Origin of the sequence: Alicyclobacillus acidocaldarius subsp. acidocaldarius DSM 446 (genome assembly GCF_000024285.1) — a bacterium.
In the GTDB taxonomy this organism is placed as follows: domain Bacteria; phylum Bacillota; class Bacilli; order Alicyclobacillales; family Alicyclobacillaceae; genus Alicyclobacillus; species Alicyclobacillus acidocaldarius.
The window spans coordinates 21,087-45,663 of the sequence record NC_013205.1; the positions used below are offsets into that span (position 1 = coordinate 21,087).

Annotated in this window: 19 protein-coding genes, 1 tRNA gene and 1 CRISPR repeat array; of the genes, 8 read left to right on the forward strand and 12 right to left on the reverse strand. The window is 60.7% G+C overall.

The genetic code is table 11. From position 1 onward, the window contains the following. The first annotated feature begins 27 nt into the window (after window positions 1-27). A complete protein-coding gene (locus tag AACI_RS00095) occupies window positions 28-1,740 on the forward strand; it encodes an ABC-ATPase domain-containing protein (RefSeq protein ID WP_012809476.1) in 1,713 nt (570 codons plus the stop codon). A gap of 192 nt (window positions 1,741-1,932) precedes the next feature. Then, window positions 1,933-2,011, forward strand: a tRNA-Arg gene (locus AACI_RS00100). A gap of 494 nt (window positions 2,012-2,505) precedes the next feature. On the opposite strand, the gene AACI_RS15525 is transcribed toward AACI_RS00100, so the two are convergent. The 4 genes from AACI_RS15525 to AACI_RS00120 form a co-directional block, all read right to left on the reverse strand. Then, entirely contained in the window at window positions 2,506-3,561 is a 1,056-nt protein-coding gene (locus AACI_RS15525) for a hypothetical protein (protein WP_148213703.1), read from the reverse strand. Beyond that, window positions 3,546-3,947, reverse strand: a complete 402-nt coding sequence (locus AACI_RS00110) for a hypothetical protein (RefSeq protein ID WP_148213704.1) — start codon at window positions 3,945-3,947, stop codon at window positions 3,546-3,548. The genes AACI_RS15525 and AACI_RS00110 overlap by 16 nt, the downstream gene beginning before the upstream one ends. A gap of 96 nt (window positions 3,948-4,043) precedes the next feature. Further along, window positions 4,044-5,108, reverse strand: a complete 1,065-nt coding sequence (locus AACI_RS15530) for a thermonuclease family protein (protein ID WP_169304834.1) — start codon at window positions 5,106-5,108, stop codon at window positions 4,044-4,046. Window positions 5,109-5,373: 265 nt separating this feature from the next. Next, the gene (locus AACI_RS00120; protein WP_012809479.1) at window positions 5,374-5,655 is read right to left on the reverse strand and encodes a type II toxin-antitoxin system HicB family antitoxin; all 282 of its coding nucleotides are present in this window, start codon (window positions 5,653-5,655) and stop codon (window positions 5,374-5,376) included. An 87-nt stretch (window positions 5,656-5,742) separates the two neighbouring features. Here AACI_RS00120 and AACI_RS17165 point away from each other — a divergent pair, with 87 nt between their 5' ends. The 4 genes from AACI_RS17165 (at window position 5,743) to AACI_RS00135 (ending at window position 9,075) form a co-directional block, all read left to right on the forward strand. Further along, window positions 5,743-5,961 carry an ATP-binding protein gene (locus tag AACI_RS17165; RefSeq protein WP_081442591.1) on the forward strand — a complete coding sequence of 73 codons (219 nt, stop codon included), beginning with the start codon at window positions 5,743-5,745 and terminating at the stop codon, window positions 5,959-5,961. A gap of 199 nt (window positions 5,962-6,160) precedes the next feature. Next, window positions 6,161-6,547: a transposase gene (locus AACI_RS16250; protein WP_169304835.1), complete on the forward strand. Its 387-nt coding sequence runs from the start codon at window positions 6,161-6,163 to the stop codon at window positions 6,545-6,547. A 255-nt stretch (window positions 6,548-6,802) separates the two neighbouring features. Then, a complete protein-coding gene (locus AACI_RS00130; protein WP_012809480.1) occupies window positions 6,803-7,993 on the forward strand; it encodes an ABC transporter permease in 1,191 nt (396 codons plus the stop codon). 407 nt (window positions 7,994-8,400) lie between these two features. Continuing rightward, window positions 8,401-9,075, forward strand: coding sequence for a TetR/AcrR family transcriptional regulator (locus AACI_RS00135; protein ID WP_012809481.1), 675 nt, complete (start codon window positions 8,401-8,403; stop codon window positions 9,073-9,075). Window positions 9,076-9,834: 759 nt separating this feature from the next. Here AACI_RS00135 and AACI_RS00140 read toward each other — a convergent pair. Next, window positions 9,835-10,818, reverse strand: coding sequence for a beta-ketoacyl-ACP synthase III (locus AACI_RS00140; protein WP_245530643.1), 984 nt, complete (start codon window positions 10,816-10,818; stop codon window positions 9,835-9,837). A gap of 156 nt (window positions 10,819-10,974) precedes the next feature. Here AACI_RS00140 and AACI_RS00145 point away from each other — a divergent pair, with 156 nt between their 5' ends. Further along, entirely contained in the window at window positions 10,975-11,913 is a 939-nt protein-coding gene (locus tag AACI_RS00145) for an ADP-ribosylglycohydrolase family protein (protein WP_012809483.1), read from the forward strand. Here the strand turns inward: AACI_RS00145 and AACI_RS00150 are convergent, their stop codons facing one another. The 3 genes from AACI_RS00150 to AACI_RS00160 form a co-directional block, all read right to left on the reverse strand. Then, the gene (locus AACI_RS00150; RefSeq protein WP_012809484.1) at window positions 11,914-12,762 is read right to left on the reverse strand and encodes a hypothetical protein; all 849 of its coding nucleotides are present in this window, start codon (window positions 12,760-12,762) and stop codon (window positions 11,914-11,916) included. Window positions 12,763-12,914: 152 nt separating this feature from the next. Further along, complete coding sequence (locus AACI_RS00155) at window positions 12,915-14,279, reverse strand: glycosyltransferase family 4 protein (RefSeq protein ID WP_012809485.1); 1,365 nt, start codon at window positions 14,277-14,279, stop codon at window positions 12,915-12,917. After that, window positions 14,276-15,643 carry a nucleotide sugar dehydrogenase gene (locus AACI_RS00160; protein ID WP_012809486.1) on the reverse strand — a complete coding sequence of 456 codons (1,368 nt, stop codon included), beginning with the start codon at window positions 15,641-15,643 and terminating at the stop codon, window positions 14,276-14,278. The genes AACI_RS00155 and AACI_RS00160 overlap by 4 nt, the downstream gene beginning before the upstream one ends. A gap of 457 nt (window positions 15,644-16,100) precedes the next feature. On the opposite strand from AACI_RS00160, the gene aceA reads away from it, so the two are divergent. Beyond that, entirely contained in the window at window positions 16,101-17,384 is a 1,284-nt protein-coding gene (aceA, locus tag AACI_RS00165; RefSeq protein WP_012809487.1) for an isocitrate lyase, read from the forward strand. A 440-nt stretch (window positions 17,385-17,824) separates the two neighbouring features. Further along, a CRISPR array of direct repeats spans window positions 17,825-19,483; the repeat unit is 37 nt; unit sequence CTTAATCCGCCGAGATCGTCGGCGGCCCCATTGAAGC. Window positions 19,484-19,556: 73 nt separating this feature from the next. On the opposite strand, the gene AACI_RS00170 is transcribed toward aceA, so the two are convergent. From AACI_RS00170 to AACI_RS00185, 4 genes are all read right to left on the reverse strand, one after another. Then, a complete protein-coding gene (locus AACI_RS00170) occupies window positions 19,557-20,780 on the reverse strand; it encodes an MFS transporter (protein WP_012809488.1) in 1,224 nt (407 codons plus the stop codon). Between the two features lie 196 nt (window positions 20,781-20,976). Beyond that, window positions 20,977-21,894 carry an ABC transporter permease gene (locus AACI_RS00175; protein WP_012809489.1) on the reverse strand — a complete coding sequence of 306 codons (918 nt, stop codon included), beginning with the start codon at window positions 21,892-21,894 and terminating at the stop codon, window positions 20,977-20,979. A gap of 36 nt (window positions 21,895-21,930) precedes the next feature. Beyond that, a complete protein-coding gene (locus tag AACI_RS00180; RefSeq protein WP_012809490.1) occupies window positions 21,931-23,004 on the reverse strand; it encodes an ABC transporter permease in 1,074 nt (357 codons plus the stop codon). After that, the gene (locus AACI_RS00185) at window positions 23,001-24,521 is read right to left on the reverse strand and encodes an ABC transporter ATP-binding protein (protein WP_041707715.1); all 1,521 of its coding nucleotides are present in this window, start codon (window positions 24,519-24,521) and stop codon (window positions 23,001-23,003) included. Before AACI_RS00185 ends, AACI_RS00180 begins: the two co-directional genes overlap by 4 nt. Window positions 24,522-24,577: the final 56 nt, after the last annotated feature.

Genomic DNA, 24,577 nt, shown 5'->3' on the forward strand with positions numbered 1-24,577 from the left:
GTGCGTTCGGAAACCAGGCGCCAGCCCATGGAGGCGCTGCGGCGCCACCTGCAATCCATCGACGGCCGCGGGTACAAGGCGTATCAGGACCTCGAAGGGCGTTACGCCTTCCCTTCGTTCACCCTCGCCGTCGATCACGTCCAGGGCGATCCGTTCGCGGATCCGTCCAAGGTGCGGGTTCTTGTGCTGCGGGGCAAGACCGCCGTCGGGGACGCGTGGATCGATGCGCCTTGGCGCCGAATCCGGTGTGAAGACCTCTTGGCGCGGCGGATGGACGAGGCGCTGCGCCGCTTGCCGAATCGGGCACGCGGGACGGGGAAAAGTGGGCTTATCGCCATCGACGCGCCGGGGCAGAAGGTGCTGGAGCGAACGGCGGTGCAGATTGGGCGGGACGAGATCGTCATCTGCCTGTCCGTCGGTCTGCCGGCCGTCGGCAGGCGCGTGTTGGCGCGGGAAGCCGAGGCGATGCTCTTCGAGCAGATTCCCGCAGCCGTGGAGCGCGCCGTGTACGGCCTGCGCGAGGAGGAGATCCGCCCCGCGGTGGAACTGGCGGATCAGCAGGAGGCCATTCGCCGGTATTTGCGCGATCACGGCCTCGTGGCTTTTGTCGCCAACGGCTCCATCCTGCCGCGCGAGAGCGGCGTGAGCGACAAGCCGCTGCGCCGGGGCGCGGTGCCGTTTCAGAGCCCGCCCGAGTTGGAGATCTCCATCCCCGTGCCGCACCGCGAAGAGCCGCTTCGAGGCATGGGCATCCGCCGCGGCATCACGCTCATCGTCGGCGGCGGCTTCCACGGCAAGACGACGCTCCTCGAGGCGCTGGAGCATGGCGTGTACGATCACGTCGCGGGCGACGGGCGCGAGTTCGTCATCACCGACAGGGGCGCGGTCAAGATCCGCGCCGAAGACGGGCGGAGCGTGGCCCAGGTCGACATCTCTCCGCTCATCGGCACGCTTCCGCATGGCAAGGACACGACGCGCTTCTCGACGGAGGACGCGAGCGGGAGCACCTCGCAGGCGGCAAGCCTCGTCGAGATGATCGAGGCGGGCGCCACGGCGTTTCTCATCGACGAGGACACGAGCGCGACGAACCTCCTCGTCCGCGATGCGCGCATGCAGGCGCTGGTGGCGAAATCGGGCGAGCCCATCACGCCCTACGTCGACAAGGCGAGGCAGCTGTTCGACGAATACGGCATCTCCACCGTGCTCGTCGTCGGAGGATTGGGTGATTACTTCGACATCGCCGACTGCGTCATCAAGATGGAGGCGTACGTCCCGCACGATGTGACCGCGGAGGCCAAACGCGTGGCTGCCGCCATCCCCACCGCCCGCAAGCCGGAAGGTGGGCATGCGTTCGGGGCCATCCGCCAGCGCGTCCCCCAGCCCGACAGCCTCAACAGCCAGCGGGGCCACAAGGCGAAGGTGGCGGCGCGCGGGCGATATGCCATCCAATATGGCGCCACGGAGATCTCCCTGCACGCGCTGGAGCAACTCGTCGACGACAGCCAGACGCGCGCCATTGCGGCGGCCCTCTCGTACATGGAGCGGAAGGGCTGGCTGACGAAGGCGCTCACGGTTCGAGAGATCCTCGACGCCATGGAGGCGCAGTGGGATCGGGACGGGCTGGGATCCATCTCTCTCCGCCAAGGCCATCCGGGCGATCTCGCCCGCCCACGCCGGTACGAGCTCGCAGCCGCGCTCAATCGGCTGCGGACGCTGAGGTGTGAGCAGCGGAGCGAATGATGGAGGGAAGCACGTGAGCCGCGCGGCGCGGCGGATTGAGGTGAGGCATTGCGCCGCGCTCGCCGCGAAAGGGGCATGAAAGCTAAGGCCGGGCACGCCAGGGCATTTTCTTGCGGAGCGTTTCCCGGCTGTAATTTCCCTTTGCGGCGAGACCAGGCGTTGGGGTATAATGTATGTGCGATTTTCGCGCGTGCACCCGTAGCTCAGTAGGATAGAGCGGTGGTTTCCTAAACCGCGTCTTGCGCAGGTTCGAGTCCTGCCGGGTGCGCCAGAAAGTCAGTAACGGCGAGGGTTCTAGACCCTCGCCGTTTTACTTCATCCGTGCGGCGTGGTATGGCCAACGCGTGACTGTTTGAGCACGTGATGCCCGATGGATTGTTCGTGAATGGTCAACGACGTTCGATCATGTTGCGCCGGAAGATTGTCGGAGCAGATCACGAAGGGTGGGACACGGCGTGATCAAAGCGCCGCCACAGTGCTATTTTTGTCGACACGTAAGACAAGACGGAATCCCGCACGAATGGCGATGCTCCTCCTACCCGGACGGCATACCGGAAGCCATTCTACGGTGGAAGGTCGACCACAGAGAAGCGTATCCAGGCGATCGCGGCATTCGGTTCGACGCGTACCAAGGTGGGATACTGGCCGTCGACACGCATTGGCGGTTATTGGTGCGGCCCGGACACGCCCATGGCAGAACTTAAACTTCCCCTGCTTTTTCAAGTCTATCGTTCAGTCGCTGATGACTGTTGCCCGAATTCTAAGTTATGTATTATGTTCGCTAGCGGATCTTCCGTATGAAAACGAACGTTCAGGGGGTTTGTTCCAAGTGCTCATTTGATACCATTTCTGCAACTCCTGAGTTCGTTTTTCTAGCTTGTATGTCAACTGATTGAAGACCGAGATACGTGTCATGCCAGTGCGCATGAGGAAGGATACAGGAACTGTAATTCCTGTCGTGGCCCCAAGGGCATGAAGTCCATGCGTAACGAGGGAAATGGATCCAGATTTCAACAAGCGCGTAAATGCCTCTTTTTTGGCGGCCTTTGCGGACTTACTTCCTGCTCGAACCTGGCGCAGTTCTTGCGCTAAAATCATGAGCAGCGGAAGGCCGGGTTCCAAAGCCTCTAGGAAGTGATGACGCGTGTCGTTTCCTGAAAGAGTGTCATTGATGAACTCTCGAAGCATATCTTCTCCGATACCACTGTTAGTTACATGATCCAGAAGGGCATCCGAAAGCTGCGTGCCGTGATCGAACACGTCGCTCGTCGCAATGACGTGGATATTAGGGTGCTGCTCGATAGCGGCTTTGACGTACGAGAGAGACGATGTCGCTTTGAGTTGCAGCAATTCGTCGGTTGAGCCGTCTGCATTCACGATACGAATGTCCCATCCTGGCTGCGTGGGGCTATCGGCCAATACCGCGTGCTGGCCGGGTTGAAGGTGGATGTCTCCTACCCATTCTCCTTTGTTCAGCATATCGCGCACCATGACCTCAAAGAGCTTTCCGGACCATCCATTGACGACGCCCTGCAGTTCAGCGGGGCTCATGCGCCGAAGATCGTCAAAGGTGAGGTGAGGATATTGAAGATGAAATGCCTCCGTCATTTCCGGGGTCAGGACCGATGGGTCCATCGCCTGGGATGACACCCAGTCCGCAATAAGACAGGAACTGATCATGGCCATCATGAGATTCCGCACTCTTTGGCTGTATATTTCGCGCAACACGTCAAGCATCTCGTCAGCCCGCACGCCGCGTTCCTGAATGCGCAAGCGATATCGTTCGCGAAGGCGCTCCAGCGGTGTCATTTTGCCACCCATGTAATAATTTCCGACGTCAAGGATAGAGCCGATAGGGCGAGCGCAGCGAGTGCGGCCAGTAGCAGTCTACGAGATCTCTCCGTATACTGCTGCAAAGCCTCTTCAATCTGCTTGCTTTTCGCTTCATGCGATTCCATCCATGCTTCGTGTTCCATGACGTGATCGCCTAGGCCTACGACGATGTCTCTGTACGTTGCTGTAAATTCATCCATGGTCCGGGACAATCGAACGCCTGTGATGTAGTCCACCGTGGCTTTGGTTTTGTCACGCGTTTTAAGAACAAAGTGCTTCCCGGATGCAAAGGTTTTCGTTTCTTTCCCTTGCTCTGTCCTTCGCTTCTTGTCCTTCGACTGATCCTGCGAGGATGTTGAGTCTTTTGTACGCATCAATGGCACCTACCCTTCGAGATTTCAATGAGATCGGGTGTAAAAGAATCCAGAAGAATGTAACGCCCCAGTCCTAGGACAAAGAACGATCCGTTCTCAACTCACCGATAGGGTCAGCGTGATGCTCTGCCCGCCTACCGCAATTGTGACTGGCCACTGTCCTGCTGTAGTGGACGAGCCGACGCGCCACTCCCACGTGATGCGGCCCGAGCTGTCGGCCGTCTTTGGCTCGAGACCACTGGCGTGGCTCGGGCCCGTCTTATAGTCCACCTCGATGGTGCCCAAAGCGCCTGGCGTGGTCTGAATGGTGACGGACGCATATCCGCCGCGCTGGACGTTGAGGTCAGATGAGATGACCGTAATCGACGACTGACCCTCTGCAGTGTCTGAAGCAGGTGCTCGACCTACAGGAGTTGAGGGGTCCGGGCTCACTGAGGTGGATGGGCCTACGGCAGAGCCCCAATCGGGTGATGAGGCGTTCGAGTTCGTTTGCGATGGCGGCGGGAAGCCTGCATTCCCGATTCCCACGGAAGAATTTTTGCCTCCACTCGAGCTGGACACGGGGAACCCCCCATGGCTTGTCTCATCTTCGCCGCTTGAACTCCGGTTGGAACTCGAGTGTGCCTGAAGCCACTTCTGCGCAACGTCGAGGTTGAATCCTTGCGACGTCACATAGCCGGGTATGCTCCAGATTCCACGGTGGTGCCACTTGGCGTCGTTCTGTGCTGCTTCGAGCTGCGCGAGGTAGTCTGTGTTCGGTGCGTATACATAAGCTACACGCGCGAGGCCTTGGTCGACGACATCCCTGTTGTACAGGTCCGTGCTTGTTATCCAAACGTACGCGAGTAACCGGCCGTACTTGTCGCGAGTATGGCCAGGATGGCCTTCCTGAAGCCACACACGTTTGCCCACGGGGAGCAGCCGCTTCGCGTACGCCGAAGCCTCACGTGCGTAAGGTTCCACCGGCGTCTTCGGGTCGACTTGCTCTGGTGTGTCGATCAGGAGCATTCGGACGGTTTCCGTTTTCGGGCCTATTCGAACCTGCATGGTGTCACCGTCGATGTCTCGCGTGACCGTGGCTGCCATCAGACCTGTCGGGGCGTGCAAACCGACACGGCTGTCTGCGACCGCGGTCGGCACGAGCCCGACGAAAAAGGACACGGCAAGTCCTCCGAGGGCAAAGAGACTTGATTTCCAGACGTTTTTTCGGAACATAACTTCCCCTCTAGTGTAATTGTGAATTTAGTGGAAATAAGCTACGATTTGGTTGAGATCATCCAGGGAGATATGCTATATTGTAAAAGGTGTTCAGAAAATGGTCAAGTGCTCCAAAGTGGCTAAAAGAATGAAGAGGCACGCGCATGCGGAGGGGGTCCGATCGACATCTCGCCAGGGCGAACGGGCGTACATCCCACGGTGCGCGATGTCACGGATGGAATAACTCAGGGCGTGGATGGATGAGCATGACAAACCATTGTCCCTGCACTTCTTCTGGGACCGTTACGTGCGAGGGATCTGAAGGTTCAGGTAGATCCTCTCCGTCGCGTTCAATTCCATAGAGCTGAAGTGTGAGTGCTTCTTCTGCCATGGCTACGGCGTCATCAAGGTTGCAGCCCTGCGTGACGCACCCAGGAAAGTCGGGAAACAATACGACGAAGGATCCATCTTCGTATGGGTCGAAAATCGCAGGGTATCCTCGTGTGGCCATCGTTACACTCCTCTATGCTCACGGGCTCTTCGAACCGTGCATCACAAGGGACGTAATTTCAAAGTCATATTGTTTTGAGCCGCTTTAATGAACAAACTGGGAGGAGCAGGTCGGAATCTTCCCGCCGCTCCCCGTTACGCCCTCAATTCGACATGTGTTGCAAGTCAGCTGCCGATTGAGGCGTGGTACGACACATTTGCCGATCCCACGGTCGCGGATGCTGTCCTCGATCGGCTCGCCAAATGCTCACAAGCTCTTGTTGAAAAGGCCATTACGAAAGAGCTTATAGAAGGGCGACGAAACTAGTAAATACGCAGTAGCTGAACGGCAGACCATTTGCCTATCCAAGACATGTCGAAAATAGTGTCCAAAAGTTATTGGGCTGAGTGTGCAAGAGTTAAAATCCTGCACTGGTCACACTGCGGGTTTTGGCTCTGGTGTTAGGTTAAAACAGTGGACACGGCGAATCGAGAATGTAAGAATAAGTCGATTCGAGGTGAGCCACGTGACACAAAAGTACGACAACGACTTTAAACTCCATGCTGTTCAACTCGCTTTGGAAGGCCACAAGCCAGCAAGTGAAATCGCAGGCGATCTCGGGATATCCGTGAAAAGTTTGTATGGGTGGATCGCCAAGTATCGCGAAGATCCTGAAACCCCATTCGTCGGAAGCGGGAACCTGAGACCGGAAGCGAAAGCGATGCGCGATCTGGAGCTGGAAAGTCGCCAATTGCGAGAGGAGAATGAGATCCTAAAAAAGCCATGCGCATCTTCACCAATGGCCAGAAGTAGTGTATGCCTGGATCCACAATCACCGCTCCGAATTTCCGGTTCAGAAGATGTGCAAAGTCCTCGCTGTAACGTAAAAGTTGACCACGTGGGGGCACATTGACAACCAAAAAGTTGACCACCCCGGCACCTCTGTCCTGTACCCTGGAGTTTGGTCGGAACTCTGGGTCGACAGGGGGAAGGATCCCATCACTCTCGTTCATTGGAAATGATCTGCCTGAGGCGTTTTCACAGAGGCTTTCCCAAGGGCGAGTGGAAACGAGCGACTCCGTGACGACGGTCTCTTGACGAAGGCTCATACTTCAGGAATAAAATATGAGTGAGTACTCACTCTCACAAGGTAGGAGGATTCGAAACGATGTCCTCGAGGCGTTGGCTGGTCGCAGGGTTCTTCGCACCGATAGTTGTTATATGTATCTTCATGTTCACTTTTATTCCAGCTGTGCGTAGTGCAGGGGAGCGTTTGTCTGAGCTGAAGGTCGCAGTTGTCAATGAGGCTGGGTCGCAAGGGGTAGCATTGCAGAAACAGCTGGCTAAACACCTGCCTTTCACGGCCATCACGGGTCTAGACGAGCGGGCGGCGCGCCAAAAGTTACTGACTGGAAATGTCGAAATGGTTATTCGCATTCCATCTGATTTCTACGAGAAACTCGCAAGTGGCAATGCTCATCTAGATTTTGAACTGACGGACGCCTTGTCGCCAAACGTAAAAAGTATGATGCAATTGACTGAGGCACGGGTGACACAAGCGACGAACGCAGCTGTGTTGGAAGTTGCAAAATGGAAACTGGATAACGCGCTCATGAAGCAGGTGGATGTCGCACCTGCGAACACCTCCCAGTCAAAGGAAGTGGCAGTGTCGGCGGCGCAGAGAGAGGTCTTCTTGGTTAAGCTCATGCAACAGATTCAGCGGTTTCCGACGCAGCCTGTCCGTGCAAACGAAGTGGTAGTAGCATCAGCACCCGCCGTGGCGGAGTTTCTTCCCTTCCTCACGGTGGTGACATTTTTCATTGGAAGCATCCTTGCATCTTTAGCTGCTTGGTTTGCACTGAAACCTTTCGACGGATCTGCACGGCGAAGGTACATGGCGTGGTTCGAAACGTTAGGGTATATCCTCATTGTATCGTTTGCAGCGGCTGCAACCGTCGTCGGAGTCGCGCAAATGTACGGCGTGTATCCCGTCGTTCACGCCTTTCGCGCGGTATGTAGCCTTGCCATCTCGTTCGGCGCTGGTTGTGGATTGGTGGGAGGGCTCATTTACCTGCTCAGACTCCCTGGAATCGGGTTGTATGCTCTGTTGTTTCCTTTTCAAATGCTGTCATCCGGAATTGCCCTGCCATTTGATATGCTACCGCAAGGATACCAGAGCGTCGTCCGCGTTCTGCCAGCGTTGCACGTCACCCGGGTGGTGAACTGGCTGTATGTAGGTGTCGGGGACGTGAGCGCAGACCTGAAGTGGCTTGGCTTGACGGTTCTACTGGCTGCCTTGGTCATGGGATTGCGGCTGGTCTTTGTACGCAGGCGACAGGTAAAAGAAGACAGCATCTAGCGGGTGGCGTGGTGAGGAATATAGAAAGTTTGTCCTTGCGGCATGTATGCCACAATTCGAGTTTCGTTTCCAGTCTTCACCTCGTGATCGCCAAATTGCTGTTTGGTCTCGCTCGCCCATCCCCGCGAACGGCATGTCACGCGAGACCGGAACGACTCGAAGACGAGTATGAGAATATTTATGTGCTGTGCAACAGATCGACCGTGAGCTCGTGCTTGTAGGAGAGCGGTAGCATATTTGCGCCGCATCGGCTGAGATTGCGCGCGTTATCGTGGACATCAATCGCCACCTCGGCCCGCGGGACCTACGGGATGACGGGCGGAGTACCCCACCCGTCCGTCTCCCACCTTCGAGACGGAGTGGCGGAGTGTTTTCTGGATGGAAATTTATCGAAAGGTGAATATCCAATGTCCGAGCGAATGGACCAGTGGTTGACCGAGTTGGTGCGTCTAAACGAGGATGACCGCGTGACCGACCGACAATTGAACATCTTACGCGCGGCGGTGGAAGTGTTCGCGGAGAAGGGTTTTGCTGCTGCGTCCACGAGCGAGATCGCACAGCGGGCAGGCGTGGCCGAAGGCACCATCTTCAGACACTATAAGACAAAGAAGGATTTGCTTCTTTCCATCACGGTACCGGTGATCGATGAATTTGTCGGACCGTTCTTGCTCCGAGATCTCGAGACCATTCTTACTGCCCAACACGAACGGTTTGAAGACTTTCTACGAGCCGTATTGTTTAACCGCTTGCAATTTGCAAAGAAATATGCTCAAGTTCTGAGGATTTTAGCTCAAGAAATACCTTTTCATCCCGAGTTGAAGGCGCAACTCAAGCAATATGTCACCGAGAATGTGTTGAAGCGCCTAGTCGGGATTATTGAACACTTTCAGGAAAAAGGGGAGATTGCGCGGATTCCCGCGCGGACTGTGATCCGGCTAACGGTGTCAGTCATCCTAAGCCATGTGGTGTTGCGTCACATCCTGTTTCACGATGCACCCTGGCGAGATGATGAGGAAATTGAGATGACTGTTCGTTTCATTGTGCAGGGTTTAAGGCCGGACGCGAGCAGAGACCAGAAATAAACTTGAGGCGGATGCTCTCGCCTAGAAACAATCAGATGTAGAGGCCCATCCAGTGAGGACGGAGCGGTGGATCTGCCTCGGCGCGTCGATATGGTTCAAATGAAAGGCGTGAGTTCTTCTGCAACCTGGTGAGTTGCGATGGTCAAGGGGCGAATACCTTCTCCCCAAGGGGGTATGCTTCCTTCTTAAATTACCGTCAGCGTGAGAGAAATGCTCCGTGATCCGACACTGATGGTAGCCCGCCAGTGTCCAATCGAGGTATATGTTTCCCATGTCATCATCCCTGAACCGTTGGCCGTTTTGCGTTCGAGTCCTCGTGCGTAACTTGGCCCTGTCTTGTAGTCCACGTCGAGATACTCTCTGTTGCTCAGCACGCCGCTGGAATGGCCGCTGATGCATAATCCCCAGGCGGCACGACCACATTCTGTGCGACGATCGAGATGGACTGTGCCAAGCGTGCACGGTCCATTTGGTTGGTCCGCGTTTTCAGTAAAAAGCACCGCCGTGCTGATGACTAGGCTAGCATCCCGCACGTGGGCTGTCTGAACTGCGCCGTAAGTAAAATCGTGCAGAGTGTACGCTCCGTGTCATCCTAATCTACTTCTACCAGATTGAAAAATACATCCAATTGTAAAACGTTCGGTGTATAACGCCAAAGACGAACGAGCCAAGGGAGCGTGACTGCCTGTATGCAGGCTTAGGACCACGCGGCGCGCGATCGGGCGAAGATATTCAACTCGCGCGCCCGCAAGAGCCCCCTCAATACTCCACCATCGCGCCGCCCCACACCAGGCCGCCGCCGAACGCCACCAGCATCAGCAGATCGCCGCGCTGGATGCGCCCGTCGCGGATGGCGGTGTCCACCGCAATGGGGATCGTCGCCGACGAGTTGTTGCCGATGTTCTGGATGGTGCTCACGACCTTCTCCTGCGGAAAATCGAGGCTTTCCGCCACCGCGTCGATGATCCGCTGGTTGGCCTGGTGCGGGATGAGCCAGTCGATCTCGTCCCTCTGCCGCCCGGTCTTCTGCAACAGCTCTTCGACCGTGGAGGACATCACGTTCACGGCCAGCTTGAAGATTTTGCGCCCGTCCATCACAATCTTGGCCTTCGCGCCGTCGCCATAGGGCGTCCGACTTCCGCCCCCGGGGATGTACAGGTTGTGGAAGTAGGTGCCGTCCGAATGGATGGTCGTGGCGATCACGCCGCGGGCGGCCCGATCGTCGCTGCGCGAGACGACAAACGCGCCGGCGCCGTCGGCGAACAGGATGCACGTGCCGCGATCCGTGTAATCCGTGAAGCGCGACAGCGTGTCGGCGCCGACGATGAGGACGTGCTCGTGCACGCCCGATTTCACGAACTGCTCCGCCACCTGGAGCGCAGACAAGAAGCCCGCGCACGTGGCGTGAAGATCAAACGCGCCGATGTTCCGGCAGCCAAGCCTCGCCTGCACCTGACAGGCGACGGGCGGCAACAGGTAGTCCGGGGTCTCCGTGGCCACGATGAGCAGATCGATGTCCGTCGGATGGAGCTTTGCGTCGGCGAGCGCCGCCTGGGCTGCGAGGTAGGCAAAGTCCGAGGTGGCCTCGTCAGGCCGCGCAATCCGCCGCTCGGCAATGCCTGTGCGGGTCTGAATCCACTCGTCGGACGTTGCCACCATCTGTTCAATTTCGACATTGGTCAGGCGCGTCTCCGGCAGGTAGGAGCCCACGCCGCGAATCACGGCCTTGTACAATCCATTCACCTCTCCGCCAGTATAACAGCCAATGGCCGACGCGATGAGGGGCAAAGTGCGCCAGTTTGGTGACGAAATTGGCGACCTTACGCGGTTCGCTACCCAATCTGGATAGCGGTTACAATGGAGATACACGCGGAGCTGAGCCAATTTGGAGGTGGCTGGATGATCGCACTTCACGACAGGTTGCGCGGCGGCATGTGGGGGTTGCTTGTGGGTGATGCGCTCGGCGAGCCCTATGTCGGACTTCAACCCGAGGAAATACCGCCTGAGGGCGAAATTGACATGAAGGGGCCGCCTGGGGAATGGGTGGCCGTGGTGCCACCGGGCACTTGGACCGACGATGGTGCGCAGGCGCTGTGTCTGCTCGACTCGCTTCTCACGTGCGGTCGGTTCGATCCGGCGGATTTCGCCGCGCGGCTCATCGCGTGGCATGACGAAGGCCTTTGGACGGTGGACGGACAAGCATTTGGCATTGGGTGGCAGACAAAACTGGCCATTCAGGAGATGAAGCGCGGCGTGGAACCGGAACGCGCGGGCAATGTGCGGCCGGAGGGGAAGGGCAACGGCGCGCTGATGAGGGTCCTGCCGCTCGCGCTGTGGCATCGGGGAGATGATGCTGCGCTTGTTGAAGATGCGCACCGGCAGGCGCGCGTGACGCACGGTCATATCACCAACCAGGTGTGCTGCGCCGTCTACTGCCTGTGGGCTAGGCGAATCTTGGATGGGCAGGCGCGGGGTGAAGCGTACGAGGGTGCCATCGCGGCGCTGCGCGGCCTTTACGGGGAGGATTCTCCCTACCGCCGGTCTCTGGAACAAGAGGTGCGTCCAGACGATCCGCCTGTCACGAACGGCGACGGCTACGTCGTGCACACGCTCAACGCGGCTCGCCTGGCCCTTGAAGAGACAAGCTACGAGCGGGTGGTCAGGCGCGCCATTCAGCTCGGCCGCGACACGGACACCAACGCGGCTGTGGCGGGCGGACTCGCCGGCGTCGCGTTCGGAGCGTCGGGCATCCCCGAAAGGTGGCGTCGCCAGCTCAGGGGGCGGGACATGGCGGAACCGCTCGTCGAGTCGCTCGTGCGATGGCGCCTCGGCTCTTGATCAGCCGTTGACCGTCGGGTAGATGGCGGTCGGATCGCCCTTGAACTTCGTCTCCGTGTAGAGCGCCGGATTGGTCAGCTCGTAGCCGGGCTGTCCTTCATACGACAGTTGGAGCGCGGGTTGAAAATACACGTTCCGGTAGGCGGACGGCTGGCGGAACGCGCAGTAGAGCGCCACCGTCTGACCGGGGGCGATGGCGATGGGCGCGCGGACGTCCTTCGCCTGTTTCGGAATGGTGAGGGGTATCTCTTTCGGATTGATCACGTACGCGGTGCGTTCGACGTCGACGCCGCCGCCCACGGCGAAACCGTCAAACGTGACAGCGTGGGGAAGCGGGTTCTTGACCGCCATGGCGAATACGTGGGACGTCGCAAAGGCACCGCTCTCGCCCGCGAAGCTGCGCAGGGGCAGGAGCCACCCCACGCGCTTCGGCACGAGCGTGACGTCCATCTCGCCGAACGAGAAGGTGTGCGTCCAATTTGGCGTCGCGATGGTGAGCGTGGGCTCCGCGCCGCGTATGGATCGCGTTGCCACGGCATTGAAGTGCAGCTGAAACTCAAGGGTGTCGTTGGCGAGCTGAAGTTCCTGCTGGGAAAAGGAACGCGTGTGCAGGCCCGGCGCCTGAAGCTGCGCGGACGACACGACGCTCTGCGATGTGGGGTTCACGTCGATGAGCAGGCATTGAAGCGCGAGCGGCGCCTGCTTGGTGGTCACGGCGTCAATCATCCAGTGGTTGATGAGCATCCACTGCGACGGCGCGGTGGGCGAGCCACACGCGGTGGAAACCGCGCAAACGCCGAGGAGAGCCGCGGAGGCGGCGGCGCGAGAGAACCATCCTTGGATAGCCACGCTATCATCCTTGTCCATGAAGGGTTGGAGAAATTATAGCACGCCGAGGTCGCCATGGGCTTGGGCGAACGCGAGAAGAGGGCCCGCCGCGACGGCGGGCCTTCCGGCTGGATGGCCTTGCGTTGCGATGTGGGAGCGAGCGGACACAACCGTCACCCATCCCAGGACATGGACCAGGCGGTGGACTCGGTTTGGACCGCCAGCACGTCGTCCATCAGGCGGGCGAGTTGCTGCGCCTGCGCGCGGCGGCTGTAGGCCGGATTCCACGCGCGCCGCTCGGTGGCAGGCTGCGCCATGAGATGGAGCATGGCCTGCGCGATGGCGTCGGGATCGTCCGGCGGCACGATGATGCCGGCCTGCTCGCGGCGGATGAGATCGGCGGCTTCGCCTTCGCGGAGCATGGCAAGGATGGGGCGTCCGGCGTACAGGTACTCGTACAGCTTGCCGGGGACGTAGTCCTTGGCCTGCTCGGACTGATCGCCGATGAGAAGCGTCGCGTCGGCGGCCAGCATGCGGGCGAGTGCCTCGCGGCGCGGGAGGTAGCCGAGCGGCTCGATCACGGCCTCAAGCCCAAGCTCCCGGATGAGGCGCGCGTGGTGATGATGGCCGGGGTAGTCAAGCACGCCCGCGAACTGAATGCGGATGCGATGGGGTGCGATGTGCCCGCTCTGAAGCAGGCGATGCACGGCCTGAAACAGGGCGTCGGCGGATCGGCCGGAGTACAGGATGCCGCCGTAGAAGAACGTGAACGGCTCCCCTTCGCTGCGCCGCCTGGCGGGCGCGGGCGGAAAGTCCGCCTCGTCCACGCCGTTTCGAATGACGTGGATGTCGAGCGCGCGACGCGGGTATTTGGCCGCGAACAGCCGCCAGAAGCCGTCTGTGACCGTCACGATGGCCGCTGCGCGGGCGAAGACCATGCGCTCGAGCCGCCGCTCAAGGGCGGCGCGCCACCCGCGGTGGTGGAAGTGCAGGTTGTCTGTCCACGGATCCCGAAAGTCCGCAATCCAGGGCGTCCGCGTGAACGCCGAAGCGATGAGGCCTGCAAGCTGCGTGCTCTGCGGCCCCGAGGTCGTGTAGATGCAGTCCATGACGCGCTGCCGCACGATGCGCCGGGCCGCGAAGCCCGCCCGAATCGCCCACACCACGGATTCGTCCGGAATGAGCGCGTGCTCTTGGGCCCACTTCCACGCGCCCCAGGCGAGTCGCTTCCACAGGGGGAGCCGCGCCTGGGCGGACGCCTGCGGCGCGGGCGTCGAGCCATCGCCCACGATGCGCCCCGACCAGCGCGCGAGCTGTTTGGATACAGGATCCGTGACGCGCACAATCTGCACGTCCCCAGGGATCTCGTCGAGGAGCGACGGATCGGGCGTCGCACTGTAGACGTGATCGGCCGTGAGCACGGTGACCTTCCAACCGAATTCCCCGAGATACTTGGCAAATTTGAGCGGCCGCTGCACGGCGATCCCGCCGACCGGCGGGAAGTCGTGGCAGATGATAAGGGCGTGGCGGCGCTTCATGGCACCATCTCCACCGCGCAATCTCGCGTGGCGGATACGTGTGGGGCCGAGACGGCGATGTAGGGCAGGTGGCTGTCGCCGCGGATCTGCCAGCCCGCCTGTTTCAGACTTGGTACGAGGCGGCGCTTGAGATCCAGCACGGCGAGCGGCTGCCGGGCGCGGGCGAGAAGGTCCGGCCAAGGCGCTGTGTCAAACTCCGCCTGCCACGCGGCGACGGCCACGGCATCCGCGTTCGCCAGGCAGTCTTCGAGCGACGGCGCCTGGAAGGGGAAGTACGGATCGACCGTCGGATCGAACGCCGTCACCGCGGCGCCGCGCTCGGCGAGGATCTCGGCGAAGTGGATGGCCGGGCTTTGGCGGATGTCGTTCGATCCGTCCTTCATGCCAAGGCCCAGAAGCGCCACACGCGCGCCCGAAAGCCGCTTGCCAATCTGGCGCAGTGCCTCGTCAAGTTGGCGCGCGGCGCGGTGCGGCGCCGTCAGGTTGATTTGGCGAGCCAGTGAAAAGAGCGGGATATGCTCTTCCGATGTGAGCGAAGCCGCGAGGTACGCGTACGCGTTGGGGATGCAGAAGCCGCCGACGCCAATGTTCGGCTCGAGCAGGTGCACGCGCGGATGCGTGTTGGCCATGCGGATGAGCTCGTACACGTCCACGCCGTGCTGCTCGGCGACCACCTTGAGCTCGTGCGCCAAGGCGATGTTGACGTCGCGCTGCGCGTTTTCCACGACTTTGGACAGTTCGGCGACGCGAAGGCTCGTCTTGTGCAACCTACCGTCCGTGAGGCGGGCGAGCACAGCCATGGCGCGATCGGCGCACGCGTCTGTCAGGCCCGCCACGACGACATCGAGGGTCTGGAACTCTTCCATCGCGCGGCCCTCGGCGACCCGCTCCGGCGCGTAGGCCACGTGGAAGTCCCTGCCCGGAACGAGGCCGCTCGTCGAAGCGAGGCGGGGGACAATTTCGCCCTCCATCATGCCGGGGACAAGCGTGCTGCGGATGAGGACGAGATCGCCCGGGGAAAGAGCGCGGCCCAAGTCGTTGACGCAGGCGAGAAGGAGCGTTTTGTCGACGACGTCGCCCGCCACCGGAAGGCCGACGGTGACGATGAACGTGTCGGCGCGCTCGGCGGCTTCGGCCAGCGATGTTGTGGCGGTGAACCGAGCGCTTTCGAGGTGCCGGCGCAGGATGCTTTCGAGGGATTCGCCGCGGTACGGCTCCATCACGTGCGTCACGCCGGCGCGGAGCTCGTTCACCTTGCGCTCGTCCACGTCGACGCCGATGACCGTCTCGCCGCGCTCACAGAGCGCGAGGGAGAGCGGCAAGCCAATATAGCCAAGTCCAATGACTGCGATCTGCGTGCGCATGCGGTTCCTCCCCGTAGGTTCGGATCTAGCATGAGAACGTGCGTGAGGTCTTTATGCGCAGCGTAGCAAGCGAGGATGAACTGTTTGTGAGGAGTTTGCAAAGATTTGGTGTACAACTTGCAAGAAAATCGCCCGGCGCGCGAGGAGGGTGACTGCGCCGCTCGGCGAGCAAGCGATTGTTTTCAGACTCGTCACAAATTTGTCACACAACCTGTATCAAAACACTATTCACAAACCAGGCATTGTTTTAATACAATTGTGCCAGAACAGCAGCCTCAGGCCGAGGGGAGATGAGAGAAACAGACGGGAATGAGCGAACCGCCTCGCATCTGTAACGCACATTTCACGGACTTGTTCTCGGAATCTTGGCACAGCGTGAAGTGACTCGGCATGAAACAGGAATGAGACAGGCGCGATGTCAAAGGCGCCGCGACATGGAATCTAGGGGGAATGGAAGATGACATACTTCAAAACGGCGGCGGAACTGGAGCAGCATTGGAAGACGGATCCTCGTTGGAAAGGCGTCGAGCGCGCCTATACGGCCGAAGACGTGATTCGGCTCAGGGGATCGGTGCACATTGAACACACACTCGCGCAGATGGGCGCGGAGAAGCTGTGGCGGGGTCTCCATGAAGACGGCTTCATTCGCGCGCTCGGTGCCCTGACCGGCAACCAGGCCGTGCAACAGGTGAAAGCGGGGCTGAAGGCCATCTACGTCAGCGGCTGGCAGGTGGCGGCGGACGCCAACCTGGCTGAGCATATGTACCCGGATCAGAGCCTGTATCCGTCCAACAGCGTGCCGAGCCTCGTGCGGCGCATCAACAACGCGCTGTTGCGCGCGGATCAGATTCAGACCGCGGAAGGCAAGGGCGACATCGACTGGATGGTGCCGATTGTGGCCGACGCCGAGGCAGGCTTCGGCGGGCCGCTGAACGTGTTCGAACTCATGAAGATGATGATTGAGGCCGGCGCCGCGGGCGTTCACTTCGAAGATCAGCTGTCATCGGAGAAGAAGTGCGGTCACATGGGCGGCAAGGTGCTCATCCCCACGTCGCACGCGGTGCGGAATCTGACGGCCGCCCGTCTCGCTGCCGATGTGCTCGGCGTGCCGACGGTCATCGTGGCGCGCACAGACGCCAACGGCGCGTTCCTCATCACGAGCGATGTCGACGATCGCGACGCGCGGTTCATCACCGGCGAGCGCACGCCGGAAGGGTTCTACCGGTTCCGGGGCGGGCTGGAGGCCGCAATTGCCCGCGGACTCGCTTATGCGCCGTACGCGGACATGATCTGGTGCGAGACGTCCGAGCCGAACATCGAGGAAGCGAAGCGGTTTGCGGAGGCCATCAAGGCCGAATTCCCGGATAAACTTCTGGCCTACAACTGCTCGCCCTCTTTCAACTGGCGGAAGAAGCTCGATCCGAAGACCATCGAGGAGTTCCAGGAGATCATCGCGTCGTTCGGCTACAAGTTCCAGTTCGTGACCCTGGCGGGCTTCCACGCCCTCAACTACAGCATGTTCGAGCTCGCGTATGGCTACAACCAGCGCGGCATGGGGGCGTACTCGGACCTGCAGCAGCAGGAGTTCGCGGCGGAGGCCCGTGGCTACACGGCGACACGCCATCAGCGGGAGGTGGGCACGGGCTACTTCGATGAAGTGGCGCAGGTGGTGTCGGGCGGGCTCTCGTCCACGACGGCGCTCACCGGCTCCACGGAGGAGGAGCAGTTTGTGGAGGCGTGACGGCTCCGGAGCCGACGGGCTCACGAGCCCAGCGATCTCGGCGCTCTGCGAGGATGGTTCCAACTCGGCATGGCACTCACTTTGGGGCCCGGTGCGGCCCCCTTTTTTTCGTGAGTAGCCGGAGGGTAGCAGGTGGGACGATCAAGAGCGGGATGATTGGACGCCTGCGATTGAAGGGCTCGGTTCAGGGCGAAACGGCGCGTGTGGTGCCGTGGATCACCGCAGTGATGGAGAAGCGGCGGGGGTAAGGAGCGCGAACCTGAATCGATGGCGAAAACCCGGGGGGTTCGCGAAATGCAAAGATTCCGCGTGGGGACTGGATTTTTGGGCGGTGAGCGGGTATGATGAGGGCAGTTGGAAGGCGTGTGAAGGACGCGCGATGCATAGGTTCGCGATTTTCGCCCGGAAAGCCGCGCCAGGAGCGGGCTCAGGAGAGTAGCCTTAATCCGCCGAGATCGTCGGCGGCCCCATTGAAGCCGGGTCTTGGGGCGGGCGGTTCATGCGGTTTTATTACCTTAATCCGCCGAGATCGTCGGCGGCCCCATTGAAGCGCGCCATGAACACAACGGCGGTAGTTGGACCGACCTTAATCCGCCGAGATCGTCGGCGGCCCCATTGAAGCACGTGCCCAGTGTGCGGATGTGAATACACTCATCATTCTTAATCCGCCGAGATCGTCGGCGGCCCCATTGAAGCAAGATCGAGGCGGGCAAGCTCGCGGAGGAGGCGGAGCTTAATCCGCCGAGATCGTCGGCGGCCCCATTGAAGCAACATCATATTAATCCAATTCGATTTATTGCGGAAGAGCTTAATCCGCCGAGATCGTCGGCGGCCCCATTGAAGCAGATACGACAATAGGAGGCTGCTCCGGAACTTCAACGTTCTTAATCCGCCGAGATCGTCGGCGGCCCCATTGAAGCGTATGTATCGGGGACGGGAGTAACCCTTCTCAAATCTTAATCCGCCGAGATCGTCGGCGGCCCCATTGAAGCTGGCGCTTGTGAGTTACTTAGAGAATAGCCATACACTTAATCCGCCGAGATCGTCGGCGGCCCCATTGAAGCCATCAGTTCCTTGACCCTCTCGTTTGCCACGTCGCCTTAATCCGCCGAGATCGTCGGCGGCCCCATTGAAGCGTGAGTTCATGATGAACCACGTGTAGTGATCAATGGTCTTAATCCGCCGAGATCGTCGGCGGCCCCATTGAAGCTCGTTTTTTCAGTCGTCGTTTGTCGGGGCGCTCGAAAACTTAATCCGCCGAGATCGTCGGCGGCCCCATTGAAGCGGCGCGAGGTCAGCGCGGAGCATGTCACGGACGCGCGGCTTAATCCGCCGAGATCGCCGGCGGCCCCATTGAAGCTATAACCATTTGTGATACATCTGTCATAGAGGAACAATCTTAATCCGCCGAGATCGCCGGCGGCCCCATTGAAGCCCAAGGATCTGCGTCAGAACCACTCAATTCTGCCGGGCTTAATCCGCCGAGATCGCCGGCGGCCCCATTGAAGCGTGCTCGGTCAGTGGGCACTGGAGTCAGGCTGGGGTACGTTGATCCGCCGAGATCGTCGGCGGCCCCATTGAAGCAAAATTCGGCTTGATGTTTGCGACATAGCGATTCTCGTTGATCCGCCGAGATCGTCGGCGGCCCCATTGAAGCGAGAGCGCTTTTACGCCATCGAATACGAGCGGAGCAACGTTGATCCGCCGAGATCGCCGGCGGCCCCATTGAAGCCTGAGTATGATTTCAGCTCGATACGCATTCAGTAAAACTTAATCCGCCGAGATCGTCGGCGGCCCCATTGAAGCCCGGACGACCAATACGACCGCCTTTGCGTCGAGCTACTTAATCCGCCGAGATCGTCGGCGGCCCCATTGAAGCACCGCCAGCCAGAAGATGCCCACCCAGTCGTATGGCTTAATCCGCCGAGATCGTCGGCGGCCCCATTGAAGCATGCTGACGATCAACACGGACATCCGGTGGCAGTGGCGTTGATCCGCCGAGATCGTCGGCGGCCCCATTGAAGCTTGGTGGCGGCCAAACTCGAAGGAAAGGAAGCGATGCGTTGATCCGCCGAGATCGTCGGCGGCCCTATTGAAACGCGGCGCCCCCCAATCACGACAAAGAGGGCGGGAATCATCCGCCCTCTTGAATCGTCGTGATGCATTCCGCTTTTAAGCTTCTATCCTCCAAAAGTCACTCCGTGAGCCAAGCCAGCATCCGAGTGCCACAACGGCCATACCGACCAGGGAGATGGCGTCCGACGGACTGAGCCATCTATCCAACACGCCGCCGACCCACGAGCCGAGAGGCGGACCAAGTGCAATCAGTGAGCCCCGTAGGCCCATGATGCGTCCCATGACCTGCGTCGGCACAGAGCGCTGGACGACGGTCCGCGCCAGCGGTGGATACCCGCCAAACAGGAGTCCGGCGCAGGCGAGGAACACGTAGATGAGCGTGAAGGCGTGGATCCAGAACAGCGGCGCGAACGCCGCGCCCCATCCGATGATCATCATCGCCATGACTACGCCGGTCCTGCGTCTCTTGGACATCCAGCCACTGAACGCCGCTCCAGCAATGGAGCTGATGGCATAGGTGGACCAAAGGCTGCCTAGGATCCAGGCACCTCGACCAAACTGTCGGTGTGTCAGGAGAGGTAACTCGATGTCAAGCGCGCCGTACGCCAGATTGAGCGCCCACGCGCCGATGGTGATCCACCAGACCGGACGCAGCGCGTACAACGTCTTCATGGCCTCGAGGGTGTTTTGCACAAACGATCGCGCCACTTGACACTTCGTCATCGGCGCATGCCTCGCCTGCGCGGGTACCTTCGCCATTCCAACACATAGCGCCGCGAGCCAAAACGAAATTGCGTCCGCGAACAAGGCCGCGGAGCTACCTACGCGCGCGATGGCGAATCCGCCAAGGGCCGGTCCCAGAATGGCTGCGCCGTTCCACAGGATCTCCATGAGCGCATTGACGGAGCCAAGCTCATCATCCGCGACAATATTTGGAATGACGACGCTCCAGCCGATGGTCGAAAACGGCGTAAGGCAGCCTGCCGCAATCGCGAACATCAGAAGCGCCCACACAGGAAGCACGTGCAGACGTTCCAGCACGGCGATGGATGCGAACAAAGCGCCGAGCATGACGTGGGATGTGATGAGCGCCCGTTTGTGCGGTGTGTGGTCCAAGACGTGCCCAACGGTGGGGCCGAGCGCGACGGCTGGCAGGCCGAAGGCAAGCCCCAGCCATCCCATGATCTGCGCGTTCTTGGTCAGGGTCATCGTGGACCACAAAAGCCCCATCCAGCCCACCTGATCGCCCAAGACCGAAATCCCATCCGCCACCATCAACAGTGCCAGACTGCGACGTCGGTACCACCCGTATGTTCTCATGTTCAGTTGTCACCTCGTCAGGAGCCCCCTGCTGGAAGCTCGCAAATGGTTGCAGACGGGGCTTCCCCCGACGAGATGGATCAAATGGGCCTGTGCATCCGAACGGCTCCTCCCGGCAATCTCCAGAACATTGTAACACGCGCCCACAACAAAAGCGCCGCTCGCGTGGAGCGACGCCTCTCCTTGATTCTCCGCATTATCTCCGCGGTTCGTACGGGATGCCATCCGCCGCTGGTGGCGTGGATCGGCCAATGAGCCCGGTCAGCGCGAGAATGGTCAACGCGTACGGGATCATCTGCAGAATGTTCGACGACACGCCATGGCCTTGCAGCACGATGCCGAGCGCGGTGGAAAAACCGAAGATGAGCGCCGCGCCGAACGATCCGAGCGGCGTCCACTTGCCGAAGATCATCGCAGCGAGCGCGATGTACCCGCGGCCGCTCGTCATGTTGGACGTGAACCCGTTCAGAATGCCGATGGACAAATACGCCCCGCCGATGGCGGAAAACACGCCGCTCAAGACCACGCCGAAGTACCGCAGCCGCCACACCGGAATGCCGAGCGTGTCCGCCGCGAGCGGATTCTCGCCGACGGATCGCATCCGCAGGCCGAGTCGCGTGGAGAACAGGAACCAGTGAGACAGGAAAATCAGGACGATCCCGATGTACACGAGCACGCTCTGGTTCGTGAAAATCACGCCGATGTACGGAAGGCGATCCAGGCCCGGGATGCTCACCGACGGCAGCTTCGGCGTGTTCACGGGGGTGCCGTTGTATCCGAAGAGCGTGTTGAGCAAGAACGTCGTCAGGCCCGCGGCGAAGATGTTGATGCCCATGCCGAGCACCGTCTGGTCGGCGGACACGTGAATCGCGCCCCAGGCGAGCGCGAGCGCGGTGAGTGCGCCGCACACGATGGCGGCCAGAAGCCCGATCCACGCGTTCCCGGTCCAGTACGAGAATGCGACGCCGAAGAACGCGCCGATGAGCATGATGCCTTCCATCGCGATGTTAACAACGCCCGTGCGCTCCGAGAACGTGCCGCCGACGGCCGGGAGCGCGAGCGGGATCGCCATGGACAAGGTCAGCGCCCAAATTTCGGGGTTGGAGAAGACCATCCGTGCGCCTCCTTTCACAATCCGGGAATCGGCTCGTCAGCTTGCGGGCGTCTGGGCTCTCGTGGAGCGGCGCCGCCGATACCAACCGATCACCTGCGGGATGATGCGTTCACATCCGACAAAGAAGATGATGAGTCCGGTCAGCACATTGGTGAGCGAAGCCGGGACGTTGGAGACAATCTGCATGTTCTGACCGCCCGTGGTCAGCGCGCCGAAAAAAAGGCCCGAGATGACGACGGCGAGCGGGTTGTTGCGCGCGAGAAGCGCCACCACGATGGCCGTGTAGCCGTAGTTCGACGAAAAGCCATCGAGCAGCTGATGATCGACGCCGAGCATTTGCACCGCCCCCGCCAGGCCGGCGAAGAGCCCCGACAGCGCGAGCGCGATCACGATGTGCAACTTGACGCGGATGCCGGCGTATTTCGCCGCGCGCGCGTTCAGGCCGACGGATCGCAGGGAAAATCCGAGCGTCGTCTTGTACAGCAGGAACCACGCGACGATCACGGCGAGCGCCGCGATGAGCATGGAGATGGGCGACAGCTGGGATCGCGCAAACCCTTGCGTGAAATAAGGAAATTGGGTGTTCGACGCGATGAGCGGCGACTGGGGGATATACCCCTTCTCCTGCATCGGCCCGCCCTCAATGAGGTAGCGTGCGAACAAAATCGCGATGTAACTCATCATCATGGTGGTGATGACCTCGTGCGCGCCAACGAACGCCTTCGTGAGCCCGGGCACGATGCCTGCCCACAGCGCGCCCGCGATCATGCCGGCGACGAGGCAGAAGAGCATGTGCAGCCAGCCGGGCAGGGACGTGAAGTGGTAACCCACCCAGACCGCCGCCGTCGCGCCGATCCAGTACTGGCCGTCCGCGCCGATGTTGAACAGCCCGCTCTGAAACGAGATGGCAATGCCAAGCCCGATGATGATGAGTGGTAGGCTCGCCGTGAGCGTATTGCCCAAATTGCCGAGATTGCCGAACGCGCCCGAGATGAGCGATCCGTACACGGACACCGGATTGTACCCGAGCGCCGCCACCAGGATGGCACCGATGGCGATGGCCACCAGGCTCGCGGCCACGGGCAAGAGAATCGACTGAAGCGCCTTCACGCCGTACCCTCCTTCGCGCGCCGGCCCGTCATCATGAGGCCGAGCTGCTCGCGCGTCGCCTCCGCCCCATTCACCACGCCGACGATCTCGCCGTCATGCATCACGGCGATGCGATCCGACAGGCTCAGGATCTCGTCCAGTTCCAGCGAGATAAGCAGCACCGCCTTGCCTTCGTTGCGCAGCCGGACGAGTTGGCGGTGCACGCCTTCGATGGCGCCGACGTCCAGCCCTCGTGTCGGCTGAGCCGCAATCAGGACGAGCGGATCTCGCGATACTTCGCGGGCGAGGATTACCTTTTGCTGGTTGCCGCCCGAGAGCTCCGAGGCCTTGCGCCGGAAATCGGGCGGGCGCACGTCGAACGCCTCAATCAGCCGCTTGGCGTACGATTCGGCAGCGCGTCGGTTCAAGATGCCGCGCCGCGAAAACGGCGGCCTCCGAAAGTCGCGGAGAATGATGTTGTCGGCGAGATCGAACGAGAGAACGAGGCCGTCGAGCTGGCGATCCTGCGGCACATACGCGATGCCGAGCTGCGTCCGGTCCGCGGGGGAGAGGTGCGTGATGTCCCGCCCGTCGAGCGCAATCTGCCCTGCCTCCGCGCGCAACAGGCCCGCGATGGCGTCCGCCAGTTCAAACTGCCCGTTTCCGTCGATGCCCGCGATGCCGAGAATTTCGCCGCGCCGGACGGTCAGGCTCACGCCCTTCACGCGCTCGTGCCGATCCGCCGACCGGACGCGCAGATTTCGCACTTCCAGAACGGGCGATCCGGCCTCCATGGGCGGCTTCTCCACGCGCAACACGACTTCCCGGCCGACCATGAGGTTGGCGAGCATCTGCGGCGTCGCACCTTTCGTTTCGAGCGTTTCCACCGTCTTTCCCGCGCGCATGACCGTGACGCGATCGCTGATTTCCAGAACTTCGTCCAGCTTGTGGCTGATGAAGAGCACGGGCACGCCTTCGGCCTTCAGCGCGCGGATGATGTTGAACAACTCCCGCGTCTCCTGAGGCGTGAGGAGTGCCGTCGGCTCGTCCAGAATGAGCACGCGCGCTTTCCGGTAGAATGCCTTGAGGATCTCCACGCGCTGCTGCAGGCCGACGGTGAGATCGCCCACTTTCGCGTTGGGATCGATGGCGAGGCCATACCGCTCGGACAGTTCGCGGACGCGCCGAACAGCTTCTCGGCGGTCAAAACGGAGCCCGCCCGGTTCGTCGCCCAGGACGACGTTTTCGGCGACGGTGAGCGCAGGAATGAGCATGAAGTGCTGGTGCACCATGCCGATGCCGGCGAGAATGGCGTCGCGCGGGCTGCGGAAGTGGACAGGCTGTCCAAACAGCCGGATCTCGCCGGATGTGGGCTCCAGAAGGCCGTAGATGACCTTCATCAGGGTGGACTTGCCGGCGCCGTTTTCGCCGAGGATGGCGTGCACTTCCCCTGCTTGCACGGTCAGGTTTACGCCGTCATTGGCCTTGACGCCTGGGAACCATTTTTTGAGGTCCACGACTTCCAACACAGGTTCCAAAGCCGGGATCGCCTCCAAGTGAAGAGCTCCAAGTCGTGGGAAGAGCGGCGCGCGAA